18 protein-coding genes are annotated in these 20,594 nt (G+C 45.3%); 3 read left to right on the top strand and 15 right to left on the bottom strand.

The window, feature by feature from the left end:
* Positions 1-319: 319 nt before the first annotated feature.
* From HPT30_RS27705 to HPT30_RS27690, 4 genes are all read right to left on the bottom strand, one after another.
* Positions 320-742: an Rrf2 family transcriptional regulator gene (locus HPT30_RS27705; protein ID WP_175374494.1), complete on the bottom strand. Its 423-nt coding sequence runs from the start codon at positions 740-742 to the stop codon at positions 320-322.
* Between the two features lie 112 nt (positions 743-854).
* Complete coding sequence (gene map / locus HPT30_RS27700; RefSeq protein WP_175374493.1) at positions 855-1,601, bottom strand: type I methionyl aminopeptidase; 747 nt, start codon at positions 1,599-1,601, stop codon at positions 855-857.
* 483 nt (positions 1,602-2,084) lie between these two features.
* The gene (locus HPT30_RS27695) at positions 2,085-2,489 is read right to left on the bottom strand and encodes a YhfM domain-containing protein (RefSeq protein ID WP_175374492.1); all 405 of its coding nucleotides are present in this window, start codon (positions 2,487-2,489) and stop codon (positions 2,085-2,087) included.
* A 223-nt stretch (positions 2,490-2,712) separates the two neighbouring features.
* On the bottom strand, positions 2,713-3,339 hold the full coding sequence (locus tag HPT30_RS27690; RefSeq protein ID WP_175374491.1) for an SGNH/GDSL hydrolase family protein: 627 nt from the start codon (positions 3,337-3,339) through the stop codon (positions 2,713-2,715).
* A 311-nt stretch (positions 3,340-3,650) separates the two neighbouring features.
* Here HPT30_RS27690 and HPT30_RS27685 point away from each other — a divergent pair, with 311 nt between their 5' ends.
* Positions 3,651-4,268: a nitroreductase family protein gene (locus HPT30_RS27685; RefSeq protein ID WP_175374490.1), complete on the top strand. Its 618-nt coding sequence runs from the start codon at positions 3,651-3,653 to the stop codon at positions 4,266-4,268.
* 216 nt (positions 4,269-4,484) lie between these two features.
* Here the strand turns inward: HPT30_RS27685 and HPT30_RS27680 are convergent, their stop codons facing one another.
* The 5 genes from HPT30_RS27680 to HPT30_RS27660 form a co-directional block, all read right to left on the bottom strand.
* The gene (locus HPT30_RS27680) at positions 4,485-5,045 is read right to left on the bottom strand and encodes a TetR/AcrR family transcriptional regulator (protein ID WP_175374489.1); all 561 of its coding nucleotides are present in this window, start codon (positions 5,043-5,045) and stop codon (positions 4,485-4,487) included.
* A gap of 297 nt (positions 5,046-5,342) precedes the next feature.
* A complete protein-coding gene (locus tag HPT30_RS27675) occupies positions 5,343-7,538 on the bottom strand; it encodes an alpha-galactosidase (protein ID WP_175374488.1) in 2,196 nt (731 codons plus the stop codon).
* A gap of 83 nt (positions 7,539-7,621) precedes the next feature.
* The gene (locus HPT30_RS27670; RefSeq protein WP_175374487.1) at positions 7,622-8,242 is read right to left on the bottom strand and encodes a DUF8426 domain-containing protein; all 621 of its coding nucleotides are present in this window, start codon (positions 8,240-8,242) and stop codon (positions 7,622-7,624) included.
* A gap of 49 nt (positions 8,243-8,291) precedes the next feature.
* Complete coding sequence (locus tag HPT30_RS27665) at positions 8,292-8,618, bottom strand: hypothetical protein (RefSeq protein WP_175374486.1); 327 nt, start codon at positions 8,616-8,618, stop codon at positions 8,292-8,294.
* 75 nt (positions 8,619-8,693) lie between these two features.
* The gene (locus tag HPT30_RS27660) at positions 8,694-9,590 is read right to left on the bottom strand and encodes a LysR family transcriptional regulator (RefSeq protein ID WP_175374485.1); all 897 of its coding nucleotides are present in this window, start codon (positions 9,588-9,590) and stop codon (positions 8,694-8,696) included.
* Positions 9,591-9,724: 134 nt separating this feature from the next.
* On the opposite strand from HPT30_RS27660, the gene HPT30_RS27655 reads away from it, so the two are divergent.
* The gene (locus HPT30_RS27655) at positions 9,725-10,465 is read left to right on the top strand and encodes an SDR family NAD(P)-dependent oxidoreductase (RefSeq protein WP_175374484.1); all 741 of its coding nucleotides are present in this window, start codon (positions 9,725-9,727) and stop codon (positions 10,463-10,465) included.
* Between the two features lie 65 nt (positions 10,466-10,530).
* Positions 10,531-11,592: an endonuclease/exonuclease/phosphatase family protein gene (locus tag HPT30_RS27650; RefSeq protein ID WP_175374483.1), complete on the top strand. Its 1,062-nt coding sequence runs from the start codon at positions 10,531-10,533 to the stop codon at positions 11,590-11,592.
* A gap of 163 nt (positions 11,593-11,755) precedes the next feature.
* Here the strand turns inward: HPT30_RS27650 and HPT30_RS27645 are convergent, their stop codons facing one another.
* From HPT30_RS27645 to HPT30_RS27620, 6 genes are all read right to left on the bottom strand, one after another.
* Positions 11,756-13,813, bottom strand: a complete 2,058-nt coding sequence (locus HPT30_RS27645; protein WP_312876385.1) for a methyl-accepting chemotaxis protein — start codon at positions 13,811-13,813, stop codon at positions 11,756-11,758.
* A gap of 189 nt (positions 13,814-14,002) precedes the next feature.
* On the bottom strand, positions 14,003-14,629 hold the full coding sequence (locus tag HPT30_RS27640) for a YcnI family copper-binding membrane protein (protein WP_246317489.1): 627 nt from the start codon (positions 14,627-14,629) through the stop codon (positions 14,003-14,005).
* Between the two features lie 29 nt (positions 14,630-14,658).
* Entirely contained in the window at positions 14,659-15,327 is a 669-nt protein-coding gene (locus tag HPT30_RS27635; RefSeq protein ID WP_175374482.1) for a response regulator, read from the bottom strand.
* The gene (locus tag HPT30_RS27630; protein WP_175374481.1) at positions 15,324-16,142 is read right to left on the bottom strand and encodes a sensor histidine kinase; all 819 of its coding nucleotides are present in this window, start codon (positions 16,140-16,142) and stop codon (positions 15,324-15,326) included. Before HPT30_RS27630 ends, HPT30_RS27635 begins: the two co-directional genes overlap by 4 nt.
* 388 nt (positions 16,143-16,530) lie before the next feature.
* Positions 16,531-17,325 (bottom strand): AAC(3) family N-acetyltransferase, encoded by a 795-nt coding sequence (locus tag HPT30_RS27625; protein WP_175374480.1) that lies wholly within the window; start codon positions 17,323-17,325, stop codon positions 16,531-16,533.
* Between the two features lie 651 nt (positions 17,326-17,976).
* Positions 17,977-20,454 carry an SIR2 family protein gene (locus HPT30_RS27620; protein ID WP_175374479.1) on the bottom strand — a complete coding sequence of 826 codons (2,478 nt, stop codon included), beginning with the start codon at positions 20,452-20,454 and terminating at the stop codon, positions 17,977-17,979.
* Positions 20,455-20,594: the final 140 nt, after the last annotated feature.

The raw sequence follows: 20,594 nt of genomic DNA, 5'->3' as shown, positions 1-20,594 counted from the left end.
ACCTCCATTATATTTTAATAGCCAGGTTTAAAATATTGATATCTGCGCATAGTTCAGTCCCTTCGTCTTGGAAATCAGATTTCATTATACATGAGAATACAATAGAAATCACAACGTTTTCCGAACAAATTCCATCGTATACTTTTCCTTGAAGCCAAGGCTGTCATACAGATTTCTGGCATCATTCCCGACGACACACCAAAGGGTAACAGTTGCGTTACCACGACGGTTTCTCACATCAATCCCTCAGTATAAAAAAGGCCAGCGCCATGTTCGCACATATCGCTGGCCTTACGCGTACCTTTCTCTATTCCAATGCTCAGATCACCGGCATTTCGTTGGCAATCTCGGCGAGCGTGACGCCCTGCAGCACACTCTCCATCGCTGTTTGCGCACGGCCAAAGACCGGCACAATCGCTCCGGCGATGTTCTTACCAACCGGACAGTCAGGGTTCGGATGCTCATGTATAGCAAAAAGAGAGCCTTCCTCCACGGCATTTACCGCTTTATAAATCTCAAGCAGGGTAATCTGCTCAGGATCACGTGCCAGCTTGGCACCCGCCACTCCCGGACGCACATCCACCAGACCCGCTTTATTTAGCATCCCTGTGATCCGGCGGATCACCACGGGATTCGTGTTAACACTGCTGGCAATCCACTCCGAAGTGCTTTTGCCATCCTTGTTGCTGTCAATCAAAGTCAGAATATGAATAGCAACCGCAAACCGGGTGCTGATGTTCATGTTGATCTCTCCTCACAGTAGCATTCTCAGATAAGGGCGCCCTTTTTAATGCAACAGTAATAGTTACATTCTACTCCATTGTTAACCTTATGAGAAGAGACGCCCATGGCTGTTAAGCACGCGTCAGAATCACCGGCTCGCCCTTAGTTACAATAATAGTATGTTCATACTGCGCCACCCGGCTGTCATCCGCCACGCTGAGTGTCCATCCATCCGCTTGCGGATCTACATACTCTGCACCGGTAGAGAGGAACGGTTCCACAGTAAGAACTTGCCCTTCTTTTAGAACGGTGGTTATACGGGGTTCATAATATGGCAAAATTTCATTCGGCTTATCATGCAGGGATTTCCCAATTCCATGGCTGCAAAGATTACGTATCACTCTGTACCCACGCTTGCGTGCCTCGCTCTCCATAACTCTGCCGATCTCATTAACCTTCATGCCGGCCCGGAGATGGTTGATTACGCTCATCATCGTTTCTTCGGTGCTGCGGCACAAATGCTGAAGCTTCTCATTATAAGGCGGGAGCTGGAAGGACACCCCGGCATCTCCGTAATACCCGTTCAATTCTGCGGACACATCGATGTTGATGAGATCCCCCGCCTGAATAACTCTGGAGCCAGGGATACCATGAGCTACCTCCTCATTAACGCTGATGCAGGTCGCTCCTGGAAAATTGTACGTCACTTGGGGAGCTGACGCCGCCCCGGCCTCTTTCAGAATTTTCGCGCCAATCTCATCAAGCTCACGCGTAGTCATTCCCGGCACAACACTCTTTTTCATCTCGGCAATGGTGTAGCCCACCACTTTCCCTGCTGCCTTCAGGCCTTCCAGGTCTTTCGCTGTATTACATATCATTAGTTCACATTCCTCTCGCCCAATAAAATCTCTTTATGTTTACCTCATCATATGCGGCAATACTCCATGTTTGCCCTCTATATAAGACGAACTTAAGATTCACACTCAAGGCTTGGTCGTCACTACGGTGGAATGTTTGGACTTCCGGCCGTTGTTGTCTCCAGATTTTTTTGATTATACCGCTATTCGCGGATAAAATCCGGAGACAGCCTGCGCTTCCGATGCGAGCTTTCCTGCGGAAAGTTTTCAGACGAGCGCTTCGCTCCTACAGTTCCAAACCTCCCCCTTCGTTCCTCCCTTCCCTCTGTTAATTTCTCCCATTCGCCTTATATACTTGAACTGAACTCTTCCATTTTACCTTATGTATGGAGAAAAGAATCCTACAGTCTGCGTTATGGATCAACCCGCTGAAATTCAGTCCCATTCAGGTACTCCTCCCGTCCCGTTAATGGGAGCAGTAGCTTGAACGGATTTCGCAGCCGGCTATTCGCCATCCGCACTGGCCGCCCCGTATATCATGTCCCTGAGTTTGTCAGCATGCTTCGCCGGTATGGAATAGCCTTTACCGCTGTTAACGCTAGCAACGAGCAGCCCGTTATGTCCCTTCTCTTTTCCAAGGCCGAGGGCATATTCTTCAGTGTATCCGTCCCCGTAAACCAGCTTCATTATAAAATCAGGGGCGTAATCAAGCTCTCCCTGAATCCGCTTGCTCTTGTTCATCGCCTCCGCTACCGTCTTGATCAGGGCAGCATCAGAAATAGACTTCGGCTCAACATTCGCTGCTTGCTGCTCCGTTTGTTGGTCCAGTTGATGATAGGTCAGGCTGATCTCATGAATCCACCTTGCATTAATATATCCAAAAGCATTCTGGCACCCGCTTAACACCATCACTGCAAGAAGGGATACGATCAGAAAGAAATGACGAATGGAAAATCACCTCCAAAAAACTGTACACTCCATTATAAACGATAAACTCCATGAATGAAATTTTGTACGAAAAAACGATAGCGGTTGCTTCAAAAAAAGACTGAATCGGTCACTTGGGCCGGATTCAGTCTTTCGTTTATGAGTTCATATGTAGTTCAGATACAACAACCCGTCTGGTCTGTAATTATTCCACGCCAACTGTCTTCAACCAGGCATCAGCAATCAGTCCATGACCCGCAGAAGACGGGTGAACGCCATCCGGTGCCCAGTATGCAGGCTCAGCTGTGGCGGATGCCGCAGCGAACAGGCCATCAAGCGGAACCAGGAGCGCTCCATATTCACGGGCAAGCTCACGCACCACATGAATTTTAGGATCCAGGTCCTCGCGCCAACCCTTCCGGTCTTCCGGCACAGGCAGTACAAACGGCTCAACCAGCACCAGCTTCGCGTCAAGCGTCTTCTTCGTGCGTTCAATCAAATCACGATAGGAAGCTTCGAACTTCTCCGCCGAGGTTGCATCTCCAGAATCATAGCGGCGCCAAGTGTCATTAATCCCGATATAAATGGAGACCCAGGTTGGTTTCAGATCAAGACAATCCTTGTCCCAACGCCCCTGCAAATCCACGGCACGATGGCCGCTGATGCCCCGGTTAAGGAAGGTAAGGTTCTTCTCTGGATAGAGATGTCCAAGCCGGCTAGCGATCAATAAAGGATAGCCGTAGCCCAGCGATAAAGCGTCTTCATAATTGCGTCCTGCGTCTGTAATACTGTCGCCCTGGAACAGGATGACGTCATTTTTCTTAAAAGCCATGAATAGAATCCTCCTCTGACTGCATCTGTAGCGTAGCGTGACCGAACCCGTCCGTTTCTGCCAGCCGATCACCTCTAACGAAGTCTATTATAGCAGACCCTTGCCAAAAATGTCATACGCTTTCATAGTGAGGCTTGTGTTAAGTTTTTAGTTCAATCTATATAAACCTACTATCAAGAAAAAAAAGTATATTTCATCATTGACGGCCGACAAAAGGTGTGATACTTTAAGTGAGTAACTAATAGTAAGTTCATTATTTAATACTAGCTATTGATTATTAACCACTACATATATTTTTGGAGGCGTTCAATATGAGTACATTTACAGATTTGGTTCAATCCCGCAGATCGGCTAACAATTTTGTGGAAGGCATCAAGATTCCCCAGCATGAGCTGGAGGAAATGTTCTCTCTAGCCCGACTGGCCCCATCTGCTTATAACCTGCAGCACACCCACTACAAAGTCGTTGCCAGCGAAAAGATAAAAGAAGAGATTCGCGAGGCAGCCTACGGTCAGTACAAGACTCATACGGCATCCGCCGTCATCGTCGTGCTGGGTGATAAACACGCGTATCTTCAGGCTCCGGAAATCTATGGCGGTCTTAAGCTTCTCGGTGCGATGTCAGAAGAAGAATATAATGAGCAAATTGAGGCCATTAACGGAGCTTACATCGGCAATGACGCGTTCCAGCGCGACGAAGCAATCCGTAATGCCTCCCTATCCGCCATGCAGTTCATGTTGATTGCCAAAGACAAGGGCTGGGATACCTGCCCCATGATCGGGTTCGATCCAGCCGCTGTGGCACATGTCCTGAATCTGCCGGACAACCTCGTTCCGGTGATGCTCATTACCATCGGCAAGGACAACCAGCACAAGATCAGACCCCGCGGCTACCGTAAGCCGGTCAATGAGTTTGTTGAATTTTTTTGAGCCGATAGCTTGAGGTAACGTGATTATATAAAGTGAACTTAAGAATAGCACCTTGCTGATTGATGATATCCTTATTTTTACAGGGCATTCTCCAGTCATCCTGCCTAATTCTTAAGTTCAGCTTATACAGCTGTTAGTAATTAAAAAAGACCCGCAGACGGAGAGACTCTCACAAAGTCCTCTGTTCTGCGGGTTTTATTGACTTCAGACGCCGGGTCACAGCTTAATCGCTTTCCAGCAAGCTTCCAGCGTCTCCTTTTCCCTCTTTTCATCCAATTCGTATTTTTGAATATAGTAGCCCTTTAATACCGAAGCTACAATTCCATAGGTAATCTGATGACACAGCTTGGCATCCATATCCCGGATCAGACCTTGTTTCTGTCCTTCGGACAAGACGGACATGATCTCCTGGATCTCACCCGACTCATCCATATTACGTAGTTCCGGCGGTATATATGGCGAAAAGGAATAGCTGTCACTGAACAGAAATTCCTTGCGGTATTTCATTCCAAAGCGTATTCGATTCCGATGAAGACTGGTAAACCGCTCATACAGACTGGCAGTGGAGTCATAGCCCTCCAGCAGACTATAGCCCATCTTATTTCTTGCCAGCCTGTATACTTCGTGAACGAGCTCGTCCTTGGTTCGAAAATAATTAAATAGCGTGCCCGAGCCAACCTTCGCCTTTTTCAAGATCTGAGCAATGGTAACCGACTGCAATCCAAGCTCGTCAATCAAATCCAGCGTGGCATCGGTGATATCTTCTCTTTTCCCCAATCCCAAACATCCTTTCTGTTTCTTGCACCACTACAGGTTCGAAGAGTTCTTACGAGCGCTGTTAAAGCCAAATGTTCTGGTACAACTTTAAGGTTTATAAAAATAATAACAGCTTTAGCCCATTTATACTTTAATTATTCTGAATTAGCTTAATTTGAACTGACGCCAGAAGGGGACATCCCTATAACTTCAAGTGGAAACTGTACCTGGGAAGGACCCCTCAGATATAAAAAGATGACTCCCGATATATCGGAAGTCATCTTGTTGAGGCCTCACATAAAGTTTGGCTATATCAAATTACCCTTGGACTTTTTTAAAACGCCAGAGCACGCTTTGGAAGTCTCCTTGAAGATCAGGCAGTGGCAATCCGGCATACATCAGCAGATCCCCGCCATATACGCCTCCGCCTTCAACCCACTCATAATCAGCTTCAGGATCAAGTCCCTTCAGGCGCAGATAATGAAGCGGATCATTCGGCTCGGCAAGTACACGCGCATACACCACTACAGCTTCGGATTTGTCCTCGGCAGCAATCATCCAGGCGGTCTCATTGCCTTCGAAAGGACTCAGCAATCTGTATTGCTCGCCGAATTGAACCAGGGAACGCAGCTCTTTGTAGAGCGCCACTTGCTCCTTCACAGCAGCCTTCTCTTCTTCAGTAAACTGGGTCAGATCCAGCTCATACCCGAAGTTTCCGGACATCGCGATATGCCCGCGCATTTCCAGGGAAGTAGAGCGGTGTACCTGATGGTTCGGAACCGCAGAGACGTGGCTGCCCATGGAGCTAATCGGGTAGACGATGCTAGTTCCGTACTGGATTTTGAGTCTGCTGACGGCATCAGTATTGTCGCTTGTCCAGGTTTGCGGCATGTAATACAGCATCCCCGGGTCAAAACGTCCGCCACCGCCGGAGCAGCTCTCGAACAGGATATTCGGGAATTCAGCAGTAATCCGCTCCAACATTCCGTACAGACCCAGCATATAACGGTGCGCCGTCTCACGTTGTCTTTCCGGTGGCAGCAATGCCGAACCAATCTCGGTCATATTGCGGTTCATGTCCCATTTAACATAGGTGATCGGTGCGCTGCGCAGCACTTCCACGATCTGGTCGCCAATGGCCTGGCAAACATCCTCACGGGAGAAGTCCAGCACTAATTGGGTACGGCCCAGGGTACGGCGACGATCCGGCACATGCAGGCACCAGTCTGGATGCTCACGGTACAGTTCGCTGTCCGGGGAGATCATCTCCGGCTCGAACCAGAGGCCGAATTGCATATCCAGCTTATTCACGCGCTCTGCCAGATCTCCGAGACCTTCCGGCAGCTTCTTCCGGTCAACGAACCAGTCGCCGAGCGAGCTGCGGTCATTATCACGGTGCCCAAACCAGCCGTCATCCAATACGAACAACTCGATTCCCAGTTCAGCACCAGCACGCGCGATGTTCTCGATCTTCTCTGCATTGAAGTCGAAATAAGTTGCTTCCCAGTTGTTAACCAGCACCGGACGGGTGCGATCACGGTAAATGCCGCGGGCCAAGCGGGTACGATACAATTTATGATAGGTTCTGGACATCGCTCCGATACCATCTGGAGAAAATACCAGTACGGCTTCCGGGGTCTGGAACGACTGTCCGGCTTCCAGCAACCAGTTGAAATCGAATGAATTAATCCCCATAGACAAGCGGGCCGTCTTGTAAGAGTCCACCTCTACCTGTGCGGAGAAGCTGCCACTGTATACCAGACTGACACCGTACACTTCACCGTGGTCTTCATCTGCGCCATGAGACAGCAAGGCTACGAATGGATTTTGGTTATGGCTGCTCGATCCTCTGCGGCTCTCTACTGCCTGCATGCCGGAAGCAAGCGCTCTGCGCTCTATATACCGCTCACGTGTCCATGTTCCGGACAAATGCAGCAGTTCGTAATCCGAAGAACGGAAATCTACGCTCATACTATATCCGCGTAGCAGCTTGAGGGATGCTTGTCCTTCATTCACAAAACGAACAGAACGAGTAACCGCGTTCAATTCCTCAAATACTGTGTAGGATAAAATAATGCGGAGTCCTGCAACAGCGTCTACCAATTCAAGCTCCAAGGTCTCAGCTTCATCTTCATGTTCTGTATACGTAGCCGGGAGTCCTTCCAGGGCAGGCTTCCCTTTATAAATACGGTGTTTATCATATAGAGCTTCAGAAGCGGTAGTTCCATTCTCAGCCTGAATCTGATAGGCCGGATTGCGGAAATCGCCTACACCGTATGACGGATATTCCTGAGCAAGCGTATCATATGAAAGCGTCATATCGTCCGGGAACGGACTTGGTGAGAAAGAACAACGCTCTGTGCGCTTCAGAATAGATGACAATGCACCGGAACGAATCTTGCGGCCCCAATACACATGCGCCGGGATTCCGGTGTGGAGAAGTTGAATGACATAGCTGGTTTCTTTACTCTGTAGATGAAAAATACGTTCTTCTGCAAGATATTGAATTCCCATTATACCCTCCGTAGATGTTGCGCTAGTAATCAATCAACCTCCATTATATTATGAAATCGCTTCATTTACGATATAGTAATATTTCACTTGGCATATTGTAATATTGCAATGGCTGCCCGTTCACGCCGCTCCGCATCAGGACTTTTCAATGCTTTTTTCAGAATATCAAGCGCTTCAGCCAGTGTCTCTTCATCCACACGAACGCCTATATTCAAGAGATTGCCGGACGTCTCTGTGTCCCTGATCCAAAGATCCAGACGCGCTGCGGCAATCGGTTCCTGGAACATCGAGACTGTTGCCTCTTCAGCAAGGAGAGCTTTTACAACAGAATTCAAAGCCGCATATGGAATGCTCGTCAGCCAGGTCACCCCGCGCCGGTGGCATCTGCCATCTCCCTCACTATCAAATCGTTCATCATAAAAGTAGTCGCCGAGATCACCCAGATGTACCCAGTCTCCGTCCGCAAGAAGCAGATAATCTCCATCCTGCATCGCATGGACAAACATGCCCACGACCTCAGCATGCCCCGCCAGCTCCTGCCCCTGATAACCGTATGCCTGCTGTAGTCTTCCATCCAGCTCATCCCGGTCGATCCCCTCCAGATCACCAAGACCCGGATAACCGATGCATACATAATGATCTTCTAAAAACCCCTTCAGCCACTGCTTCCCTGCTTCTCCTGACTTCAGTTGAAATAGCTTCATTCCTCTTGCTCCCCCTCTTCGTTTTCCTTAATAATATCCAGGGGCATCGTTACAATTTGATGAAGATTAATTTGAATATCCCCAAATAGTTATTAGAGCCATCCAAGACAGGCAGCTTGAAAACAGAGAACAAAATGTAGTTCTCCCGTTCTGTGACCGAGTTAAGCACAGGCTTGCCGATCATATTAGCGATTCCCGCTCCCAGTTTGCCGCCGCTCTCTTCGCTTATATTTTTGATGGCATAATCTACAAAATCCTCTTTACCAGGGTTCGTAGCTAACAAAGCAACTAACAACACAATAAGGAATAAAAAAAATCTTCCCGCCCCGCCTCTTTTAGTGCTTCTTCCCGTGTAAGGCCGATCAAACTCGTTCATATTCATCCCTCCTATCTGAACAATAGAGCATCGGGAACTATATGTAAATAAAAACCAGCTACGATCTCCCACCAATCAAGAAGATGCAGACTGCTCCATCAGCTCTTGACGTAAAAAATGGTATAGCTTGGCGCTGGACCGTATCAATGGATATTCCGCGGTCTTACACAGAATTCCGCAGCTCATATCGATGCCGGTTCCTGCAAGTTGCCGGGACACCGTGCCGGGCGGCACCGGATTGAGCATTACCGCCGGCACGAGGGCGATGCCAAGACCAGCAGCAACATAATCTTTAAGCGCGACCATGCTGCCGATGACCATCGTATGCAGTGGGGAGCCGCCGAATTCCTGCAGGACACTCTCCAGCTTTTTACGGTAAGGGCAATGGGTTGCAGTAATCAGAATACGGTGTTCCCGGAGGTCTTCCGGGGTAATGCGCGGACTGGCAGCCAAAGGATGCCCCTCCTGCAAGAGCAGTAAGAATCGCTCTGTGAACAGCGGCTCAAAATAAAGTCCGGTGCCCAGCTCCGGGGCAGAACACAACGCCCAATCCAGCTCCCCTCGCAGCAGTCGCTCACTCAGCACCTGTGTTCCGGCGATTTCCACCTCTACCTCCACCCTGGGGTAGCGGTTAAGAAAAGTCTTCAGCAGACCCGGCAGCCGATAGGTAGCTGTCGGGTCTGTGACGCCTATCCGTACGCTCCCGGCATCGCCGGTATGCAGTTCTGCCAAGTCGCTTTCCAGCCGCTCTATATCCTTAAGAATCTGCCGTCCTTGTTCATGGAATAGCCGCCCCGCCTCGGTCAGTACAATCTGTTTGCCGCGTTCAAGCAGCTGTACACCCAGCTCCGCCTCCAGCTTCTGTATTTGCATGGTGACCGTCGATTGGGCATAATTCAGCTCCTCGGCTGCACGATTGAAGCTCCCGGTGCTGACAATCTTCTGAAAGGTTTTGTACGCTTTAAGATCCATCAGGCTCCCTCGCAATTCCACTGTAATAAATTCAATAAAAATGAACGAACTATTCATATTATTCAATTATACATAATCTCATCTCAGTTATAAAATCATATGTATCTACAACAATAACAAGGAGAGAACCCAACATGGAATTAACAAATAAAATAGCTATTGTAACCGGAGGCGGAACGGGTATCGGCAGGGCCACCTGTCTGGAACTGGCACGACGCGGCGCAACGGTTGCCGTCAATTATAGCCGCTCCAAGGCTGAAGCCGAGGAGACTGTTCAATTGATTACCGGCCAGGGCGGTCAAGCTTACGCCATACAGGCCAACGTCGCTAGTGATCAGGAAGTACGGGGTATGGTAGCAGATATCGTGGAGCGGTTCGGGACCGTTGATCTTCTCGTCAATAACGCCGGGATCACTAAGCATATTCCATTTACTGATCTGGAAGCCGCTACCGAGGAGGTGTGGGACGAACTCTACGACACCAATGTCAAAAGCATGTTCTTCTGTGCCAGAGCAGTAGCCACTTATATGGTGAAAAACGGCCAGGGCGCCATCGTCAATCTCGGCAGCATCGCCGGTGAGACTGGTTTGGGGTCCTCTCTGCCCTATGCCGTATCTAAGGCGGCCGTTCATGGACTGACCAAATCTCTGGCCCGAGCCCTTTCCCCTCATATTCGTGTCAACTGCGTCGTGCCGGGAGCTGTCGCAACAAGGTGGTGGAATGGGCGGGAAGACCAAATGCAGAAGCTAGCTCCCAACCTCCTCCTGCAGCGTATCGCGGAACCCGGGGATATAGCCACCTTGATCTGCGCCGCTCTGGAGCAGGAAGCGATGACCGGACAGATCATCACCGTCGACAGCGGCCAAACCTTGTAAATATAGAATCATCTAGCCCCCACTACTCCCTGTATGTTACATTCAAAGGTAAAGGGAGAGATGAAATGGGGATCAGTATATTCAAAATCATAGGAGGGCTCTGCCTTGCCCTCGTGTTGGCGCTTGGCTGTTTTCTGGTCTATGTTACGGTAACCGATTACAAGCCCGCCGAAGTTACACCGCTCACAGTCTACAACAACAATGGATCTGTGCTACAGCAAGGGCAGCCTTTACAGGTAACCACCTTTAATATCGGTTACGCCGGACTGGACGCAGGTCAGGATTTCTTTATGGACGGTGGCAGCATGGCCCGCTCCAGCAGTAAGACCCAAACGGTGAATAATCTTGAAGAAATCACGTCTTTTCTGAAGACTTCGACTTCGGATATCTACCTGCTACAAGAAGTGGACGTGAAGTCTTCCAGAAGCTACAAGGTGGACGAAGTCTCCCATATTACCTCAGAAATGCCGGATTACAGCCATGTCTTTGCTTTGAATTATAAAACGCCGTGGGTGCCGCTTCCGGTCCTTCATCCGATGGGTTCCGTACAGAGTGGGTTGGTAACTTTGGCCAAGCCTAAAACCAGCAGCCATCTCCGTTATGATCTGCCTGGCAAAGAAAGCTGGCCTTATCAGCTATTTGAGCTGGATCGTGCGTTCATTGAGAGCAGGTTCCCAGTGGACAATGGCAAAGAATTAGTACTGCTCAATGCTCATCTGTCCGCTTATGACAAGGGTGGTCACATCCGAAAGCAACAGTTGGAATATCTTAATGCTTATATCGAAAAAGAAAGCCAACACGGCAATTATCTTATCATCGGCGGGGACTGGAATCATACCTTGCCCGGCACAGATTCAAAGCTGTTCGAGACCACCCAGGGATGGCCGGCATGGCTTCAGCCTTTTCCAGCAGACTTCCTTCCTCAAGGCTTTCATTGGGCGGTTGATCCAGCAATCCCTTCTGTCCGCACCCTCGATGTCTCTTACAGCGAAGGCGTGAACTTCCGGGCCGTCATTGACGGTTTTCTCGTCTCACCGAACGTAGAGGTAACGGCAGTCCATGGCCAGGAGCTGAATTTTGCGAATAGTGACCATAATCCGGTGACCGCGCAGTTTGTGCTGAAATAGGTGCATGTATGACAAAAGGACCCTAACGGGTCCTTTTGTTTTTGTTCGTTCCTACGTAAGGCGGATTCAGGGATCTCTCTTCGCAGGTTTTAAATTCAATCTATTTCATGCCATGCTCGTTCAACGGCTTATAGGCATCGATTTTTAGCTGATCCCTATTTCCTTATTCCGTCTTGAACCTGGCTGACGACTTCGCCAGATCCTTGGTCAGCAGGTCAATGGTTTCTACCATTTCGGCAAGCTGCTGCACCATCGCGGACTGATCATGCATCGTTGCTGTCACTTCCTGGACAGAGGCAGAGACTTCTTCACCGGAAGCAGACAGGTTCTGCGAGGATTCCAGCATTTCTTCTTTATCCTGCTGCATACGGGTTACTTCATCCGCCATTCCAATGATTTGTGCATTGATATCTTGTACATTCTTATACACGGTATGGAAAGCTTCTCTGGTTCTACCCACATATTCATCTTGCAGGGCAGTGATGTCTTTAATTTCTTGTACACTTTGATGATTCTCTTCTACAAACGCCAGGTTCTGTCCGATAATTTCGTTAATTTCGCTTGCCTGTCTGGTGCTCTGTTCCGCCAGCTTACGAATCTCGGCAGCCACTACGGAGAACCCTCGGCCGAACTCTCCGGCTCTGGCAGCCTCGATGGATGCATTCAAGGCAAGCAGATTGGTCTGTTTGGCGATATTGTTGATTGCGCCGGTAATTTTACTGATGTTATTAGAGCTTTCTTGCAGCTTCAGAGTGATGACCGAGATCTTTTGCACTTCAGTTCCATTCTTCTCACTGATCTTGCCCAGCTCCTCTACCACTTGATTGCTGGTATGGAAGACTTCCACGATTTCATCCGCCCGGTCTTTAGCTGATTGAGCTTTTTCATTCATAGAGACGAATTTGTCACCGAAGCTGACAAACTTATCCACGATCAGTTCGGTATCATTGGCTTGCGATTCCATCGCCTTGGCAATTTCCGTCGATGTAGAAGTCGTCTCGGAAATAGATTGTGCCGCCTGTCTGGAGGCATTGTCCAGATCCTCGGTACTTTCATTCAATACATTTATCGAAATGTTCATATTGGAGATCAATTCCTTGTTCTGCCGTACCATTTCATTGAAGCTGTCCGCGAGTTCTCTGAATTCACTATCGTAGCGCCCCGTTGCCGATACCGACAAGTCCCCGGAAGATAGCTGACGGAACAGCTTGGTGAGTTGGAAAATCGGTTTCGTGATCGCACGGGAAATCAGAAGTCCGCAAATTATAGTCAGTAGAATCGCAAAAGCCGTTACTATGATCAGCTGATTCAACATCAATTCAATCGGTTTCTTAATATCTTTATACGTGTCGATAACGGCTACTATCCAATCCGAATCCGGAATTTTGTTATAGCGGACATATTCACCATTATCGTCATCAATTATACCTGTAGCGATATCGCCCTCGGACTTGATTTTCAACAGATCTTCAATACCTTCAATCTTGGTTCCGACCAGTGACTCATCCTTGGAGTTATATAGCTCTATACCACTGCGGCTAACAATTTCAATCCGGCCTTCCCCGTTGATTTGAATCTTACCGAGCTTCTCCGTGAAGAAATCGGACGCAACCGTGGATGCATAGACACCAATCACCTTCCCGTCTGGTCCCTTAACCGGCTGAGAGAAGACAATCACGATCTGGCCCGAGCTCTTAGACTTGATCGCATCACTGATAAATGCCTCACCTGTAATGGCCTTCTGGTAATACTCCCGCTCTGATAAGTTGCTGCCAATCAATTCTGTGTTGTTCCCAGCGACCATAATTCCTTTGGCATCCAATAGAATCAAGGACTGGTTGCCCGTAGTTTCCTTCTGGATCTTGATCAATTTCTCATTGGCAGAAGTCAATAGCGTGTTCTTGTCAGAGAAAAACTCCGTGTCTGACAATGTGCCCGATGCTCTGAGTTTCAGAAGATCACCTAAGAGACTGTCCGTCGAGATCAGGTACGAAGCCTGCTTCTGCAATTGAGCGGCTGTCCACAGTCCTTCCCCGATGCGATCGGCGCTGGCAATAATTTCATCCTTGCTTTTCTTCAGCAGTAAGTTAGATCCCAAACTGTACACGGCCATCGCCAGTGCGAACATGGCGATGATGACCAACCCGGTGATCAGTGCAGGAAGTTTGATCCGAAGAGACATGTTTCTGATGGTGAAGACCCCTTTTTTTAACTGGTTCACTTTGGTTAAACTCCCTCTTGTTCAATTATGCATACATTTTTATGCTATTTCTCTCATTTTTATCGGAAGAAATTGATCTTAATTTAAGAGGAGTTTTTATTTAATAAATAAAATTAAAATAAACCCTGACGCCAGCTCGGGCATCAGGGTTTATAGGATATACAAAGATTGTTATCGAAAAGCGTATGCTTATGCTTGGCGGCGTCTAAACAGTCCAATGACTGCCAGGATCAAGGCCAAAATAGAAGCGATTAGCGCAATATAACCAACTGGAGAAGTAGAAGACGATGTAGCTGTAGCTGTATCCGTACCCTCTCCCATATCCATGTCCATACCGTGGGAATGGCCGCCTGCCGCAGCAGTACCGGAGATTTCCGTAATAGAATGTGGGCTCTCGCTGCCTTCTTCACCCGACCATTGTACAAGGGACCCATCTGCATAATGCTGATAAGCATCCCAAGCTACTTTTCCAGCCTGATCCGGATTTTTGGCGGTAAACGTGAAGCGCTGGAACTGTCCAGACTGAATACCGTCTCCTGTAGCGATCCAGCTCACTTTATTGCCATCAATGGTTACTTTCCAGCCTGGAGTGGCCTCATATTGCTTAAATTCCACGCCTGCCGGCATACGCAGATCGATTTGCACAGTGGGTGAATCCTTCTCCACAGGTACCTTTAAGGTGTAAGTTTCCCATGCGCCTACGCCCGATTGGGATGGGGAAACAGTAACATGCGCGCTCGCTACAGCTGCGAAGAGCAGTACAAGTGCGACAGATGGTGCGATCAAAGTCATTAGTTTGCGATAAAGATTTTTCATAGTAGCCTCTCTTCTAAATCGTGTGATATTTATAATTTTTCTTTGGGGAATTGCAAGGATCGTGATGCCAGTCCCTGCTCTAATGCGTATCTGGTCAACTGGGTCCGGTTCTGCAGCTGAAGCTTTTGCAAAATATTCTTCAAGTGGTTCTTCACCGTATGCTCCGATATGCCCAGAATGACACCGATCTCCCTGTTCGTGGAACCGGATGATACACAGTCTAGTATCTCCTTCTCCCGTGCGGTTAATGCCTCTCTCTCCTCTATCACAGAGGGAACAGCAAACTCCTTAAGGATCTGCACGGCCAGCTCCCGGCTGAGCGGGACCTCTTCATGCATAATGGAGTGCAAATATTGAATCCAAGTTGACGGAGCGAGATTTTTCAGCAAATATCCCTGTGCGCCCTGCTTCAAGGCTTCGAACAGATAGGAGATTTCATCCGAGACGGTGACAATCACGATTTTCACATAAGGATATCCCTGTTTAATGCGCCGGGTAGTCTCCAGCCCGTCCATCTCTGGCATCTGAATATCAATCAGGATGAGGTCAGGCATCCACTGCTCTGTAAAAGCTATGGCTTCCGCCCCGCTCGCCACCACCCCTATGACTTCAAAGCTGTCATCCATGGATAAAATCTCACTCATCGCCTCACGCGCATGAGCATGGTCATCTACGATCAAGACCCTGAATCGCTTCATGCCGGAACGCCCCCTTTGGTAATCTCCACCACGGTTCCCCCGTCTCCTGAATCTACCCGCAGTCCCCAGCCCATGCCTTCCGCACGTTCCTTCATGATCTGGAGACCATAGCTGCCGCTCACCTCAAACGGGTTATGCCGGAAACCTTCGCCGTCATCGATCACCGTCACTCGCCAATGATCCTTGTCGCCCTCGCCGGAGATCGACACCCTGGCTGCCCGCGTATGCTTCCGTACATTAATGATGGCTTCGCGGATGCATGACAGCAGCTCGGCTTTTTCTTTGGCAGTGAACGCCAGATCCGGCAACGTCCAATCCAGAGAGACGTCGATCATTACCTCGCCTGCAATTTGTTCCAGCTGGCCTTTGACGGATTGCTCCAGCGAGAATGGAATCTGGTCTGATACTGGAATTTTGAGATTGGCTATCGCCTGACGGACGTAGCGGTCCACTTCATGTACCGTCTTCGTAATCTGACGCACATTGTCCTCGCTGACCTCACCATTCTTACGGTTGTTCTCCAACCGATCGATTTTGACCGACAGCAGAAACAGCGATTGCGCCATTCCGTCATGCAGCTCCTTGGCCAATCTTTCCCGTGCCTCCATGGCGTTCTTGACCGCACGCTCCTGCTCCAGCTCCTGCTGCCCCCGCTCCATGATCGAGAACAGCGGTACAAGGAGCACGATGCTTAGCAGAAACACAAGCACTGGTGTCAAGTAATTCCCCATATCCATAGAGATATATTCCATCAGAAATTGATGGCGGACAATCTCCCAGACCCCGACCATGAGCGTCGGAAGCAGCAAGATCATCAGCTTGATTCGTTTATACGTGGCTGTCCCCTCCCAAAAACCTTAATATCTACCATAGCACCACAAGGATGTTGTCAGCATGACTCGAAAGGGCTATACGGCCCCAATAATTGTTACAATTTTAAGTATTTAAAAGTGGGTCAAAGTTAAAATTAGCTGTTGGCGCTGGATGAGGCCGCTGCGGGTTCGGGGGGTTCTTACGATCGCTGTTAAAGCCCGATTACTGGATTGTACAAAGAACTAAAGGTTGTAATCGGGCTTTAAAGGCGAACGCTTCGCTTCTCCAGAATCCCCTAGGGCCCTCCGCTCTGTGCGTGCATTTTCAGTTGATTTTAGAAAGAGTCTATATAATTGGAGTTTCTTATAAGTAGGCTATTTTCAAAAGGACTTATCTTCTATTCCGATTCATCCATTCTAAGGCGTAATCAACCATTTCTCTCTGCGGTATCAGATAACTCTTAGCTTCTCCTACTAGTCCCTCTTTTACCACGTTACTATTGGACTTGAAATCATCAAAAATCAGGCCAAAATCATCAGACTCATTATTAATGTCATCATAAGTGGTCCACTGTTCAACTCCATCCACTGATATTTTCACTCCCCAGACTTTCGGTTGAATAAAAGTGTTCTTCTGTCTATACTCCGCTAGATGCAATGAAGTATTCGTGTCTGCTGGAACGCCAAGGAATAGAATATATCCCTCTAATTCATAGATCCTACCCAGGGGAGAGGTCTCACTTAACCCATAATCCAAGCTATGATTGTCCGTTATGCGCTTAGCATTCTTCCCCCATGCAGCAAATGAAACATGAGGATGTGAACTTCGGAGCACTCCATTTTGTTTTCTAAACGTTTCAGGAATGAATCCCATATATGAAGTTGGCGTAAGATCAGGGTAATAGATAGGCATATTATCTTTTATTATTTGTATTTCCTCTTCAGTCAAACCATCATTATACTCCATCGGTTCACACAAATGTTCAGTTTGTGTCGGCATAACGATATTTCCATTCAGCCCCACCGCTTCTTCCAACGCTAAAATAACAGTGACTGGCCCCCCTACAACTTTTCCTAAAGCTTTCAGGGAAGCATGGACGATCAGCGTCATGCCCTCTTGAACACCGATTTGTTTTAGATCGTTAATGATTGAATTTTTCGTTTGTAAAGCATGGGATTGTTTCATTTTGGCTCCTTGAAAATTTATTTAAAGATAAAGCCGGATTGTCGGATAAAAGAATATGTATATTGTATCATCTAAGGGGAGAATGTTATGCGGGACACTATAGTTAAAACAAAAAACTCCTGCTGTGTAAGTGTAAGCAGGAGTTTTTTAATAGATGATTCATATGAACATCTCATCAATGACAGGTACGTGTGAACCAACAACTAGCTATACCCAATAGATAAGAGAATAAGTTTGTTCTCTTACTTAGCTTTTTCAAAATCTTCTTCGGACTATGGGAAGCAGCTCACCAGATTATGTGCGTGCTAGCAGGTAAGGCGATTTCTTGGCCATCAATCTCTATTGGGTATGTGTTTCGTTGTCATGGGCTTCATTCTCTTCCCCTCCCATTTGGGTAAATTTAGTTTTAGTTTACCCAAATAGGAGGGGGAAATTCGCAGAGAAACAGATACTTCTTGATCGAACAGAGTTATCTGTTTAATAATTAATTTATATAGACTATAAAATATTTGCATAACTATAAAACTAGCCCACACAAAATTAAATTACCTTTCTCTGCTGTACTATAATAATCAGCCTCACTTAGATAATAAAAAACCTGAACATTTTCTATATAAAACATGAGATTGGATTTTTAAAATTCAGCGGAAGTCATATTTTTAATATTTTATTAAACAATTCATTAGTTAATGTCGAATCCAAACCAAATTTCCCGCCATTAATGGACATATATTTAATAAAATCAATTATATTTTGTGATCCTCTTGAAATCTGGCCTCCATCTGAAGGTTTCAGATAATTTAAATTCTCTTTAAATTTCAGAGCTTCATAAATAGCTTGATTAGCATTTTTAGTGTATTCATTATTATTGTATTGGTTAATTTGAGCCAATTTGGTTTGAATAGATGCAATTGTGTAACAAACATGCATGTATGAAAATTGCAATTTATAATCGGTTATTTCTGTCTCCATGTCATGCTTAGACTTAGCTGCATATATAAGTGCTTTATTTAAATCCCCTTCATCATTTGTCCATGCTAGACTTTTAGCTCTTTGATGAAAATACTGGTAATCATCATTCAAAAGAGACTCAAGAGTTGCATAAATATCTTTAATAACTAAAAGGGATCCCTTTGCTTCTTTAGGAAAAATATCATTTATTACATCAAATTTAATATACTCAGATATTTTTTTAGCTGCTTGTCTCCTTCCCTTATAATTTGACGGATAATTCTCTAAAATACTTTCGACAATACGTTTGTAAGCACGCGAAATTAATGGAATTCTTTTCTTTAATAAAGAATATTCACCGAGCTCATGTAGCACCCAATACCTGGAGTTAACAATCACTTTAATACCAGAATGATCTAAGGAATTTTTTTCAAATTCGCTAGCATATTCAAATTGCGATATAGGCTCCAACTCCTCAATAAATTTACCAATACTCTCATTAAGTTTGTATAAGCTCATATCATGAGCGCTTAGTCTGTTTTGAGTAGCTAATATTATTAAGGCAACCATACGATCATTATCTATTTCTAGTTCGTGAATATTTTTGAAATAATTATTTTTCATAGCGTTTTCCGGAGCGCTTCTTATTATACTAAAAATATTATCAAGCAAAGTAAAGGATGTTTTCTTTGATGTTTCATTTTTATTTTTTTTAAATCGGCCTATAGCACTTGAATCTAATTTACTATTTAAAGAATCTACTTCTATAAAAGAGAATTTATTATCAATATAGTTTATGCTTATCTTTTCTTCTATTTCTGTACTTTTCCTAAATTTATTTAAAGCATTAATATTTTCCTTTTCTGATGAGTCTAAAGAAAGAACTATTCGACAATTTTTTTTAATTATTTTATTAAGTCTCTGATGTATGATTTCAATTTGGGTGTCATCAATTGACCCAGTATCAAAAAACAATGTCGAATTCTCAGCCTCAATCAATAAAAGAAACGTTTCTTTATTAATTTTATAGTGAGATGGAATAAAGTAATAATTTTCATTATGTAAACGATTCATTAAATTTATGAGAAAATACGTTTTTCCAGAAAATCTATGCCCATAAACCACTACAAAGTTCTTTTCAATAAATTTCTTCTGAAACATCTCATTATCATTAAATACATCTCGCTGAACACAGAAGTTAGGAAGTATAATCGTTTTATCATTCTCAAAATGATCGTATATCTTGTTGGATTTATATATATATTCAATATTTGTATTATATCCTTCTTTTTCATATATAATTCTTGGATTAAGGAAATTATCGATGTCTGAAACCGGTATTTTCAGTGCCATATCATTAATCTCCGATAGATAAATATAGAAATCTTGATAATTATCCACCTTTATAATAGTATCAACTCCGTATATTTCCAAATCTTTTTTTTGCAGTTCAGATAAGTCGCGATCAGTCACATAATATGTACTTTTCATACTTGGAGGTGTATACCCATTGATATTCAATGAGTACAATAAATCTATTTCATCCGATAAACTACATCCTATAAAAATTGCACAATTTGATCTAATATCAGTAGATATTTTGTTTAGCATATAATTATTTTGTTTTAAACTATTTAAATATTGATGTTGAGAAAAAATATACATCTGACTATTTTTATACATTAAATAGTGCCTTGCATCACCATGTAATTTATATAAAGATTTATTATTCAAACTCATTTCATATTCTTCGTTTACTTCGTTGAGAGGTAGCACTACATTAAAATTGCTATTACTTTCAATCGCGTCATCAATATTTAAGGTATAAATATAAGGCCAATTAATTTTTAGAAAGTCTTTTTTATACCACTCCAATTTTACATTTGTGAAGTTGTCATTTAAATATTTCTTCCTATCTCTAACATCGCAGTGATTTTCATATTGCTGAGCAATTTTACTAAAATCTTGCGAAAAATTTTCATCTGGAAATTTTTCTTTTAATTTATTTAACATGTAAACCTTCATATCATCTCCACTTGGAACTTTTCCGTTCATTGTTAGACTCGAACGCGAAAAGCCCGATCCAATTATTGGTATTAATCTATTGTTTTTTATAAATACTATCAAATCTTTTTTAAGATGTTCATTATCCATTTCTAAGACTCTAATATTTGACATCCAAATTCCTCCTACATACATTTAAATAATCGTATTTACTTACTTTAGAATTTCCACTTCCATTTAGCTAAATAAACATAGTATAGGTAAAGACGTTTCTCGAAAATTCGATAATACTCAAATTTTCGACATACTATTAC

Origin of the sequence: Paenibacillus agri, from assembly GCF_013359945.1 — a bacterium.
Lineage (GTDB): Bacteria > Bacillota > Bacilli > Paenibacillales > Paenibacillaceae > Paenibacillus_AQ > Paenibacillus_AQ agri.
Note: the sequence above shows the minus strand (reverse complement) of the source record. Positions and strands in the feature narration are given on the sequence as shown.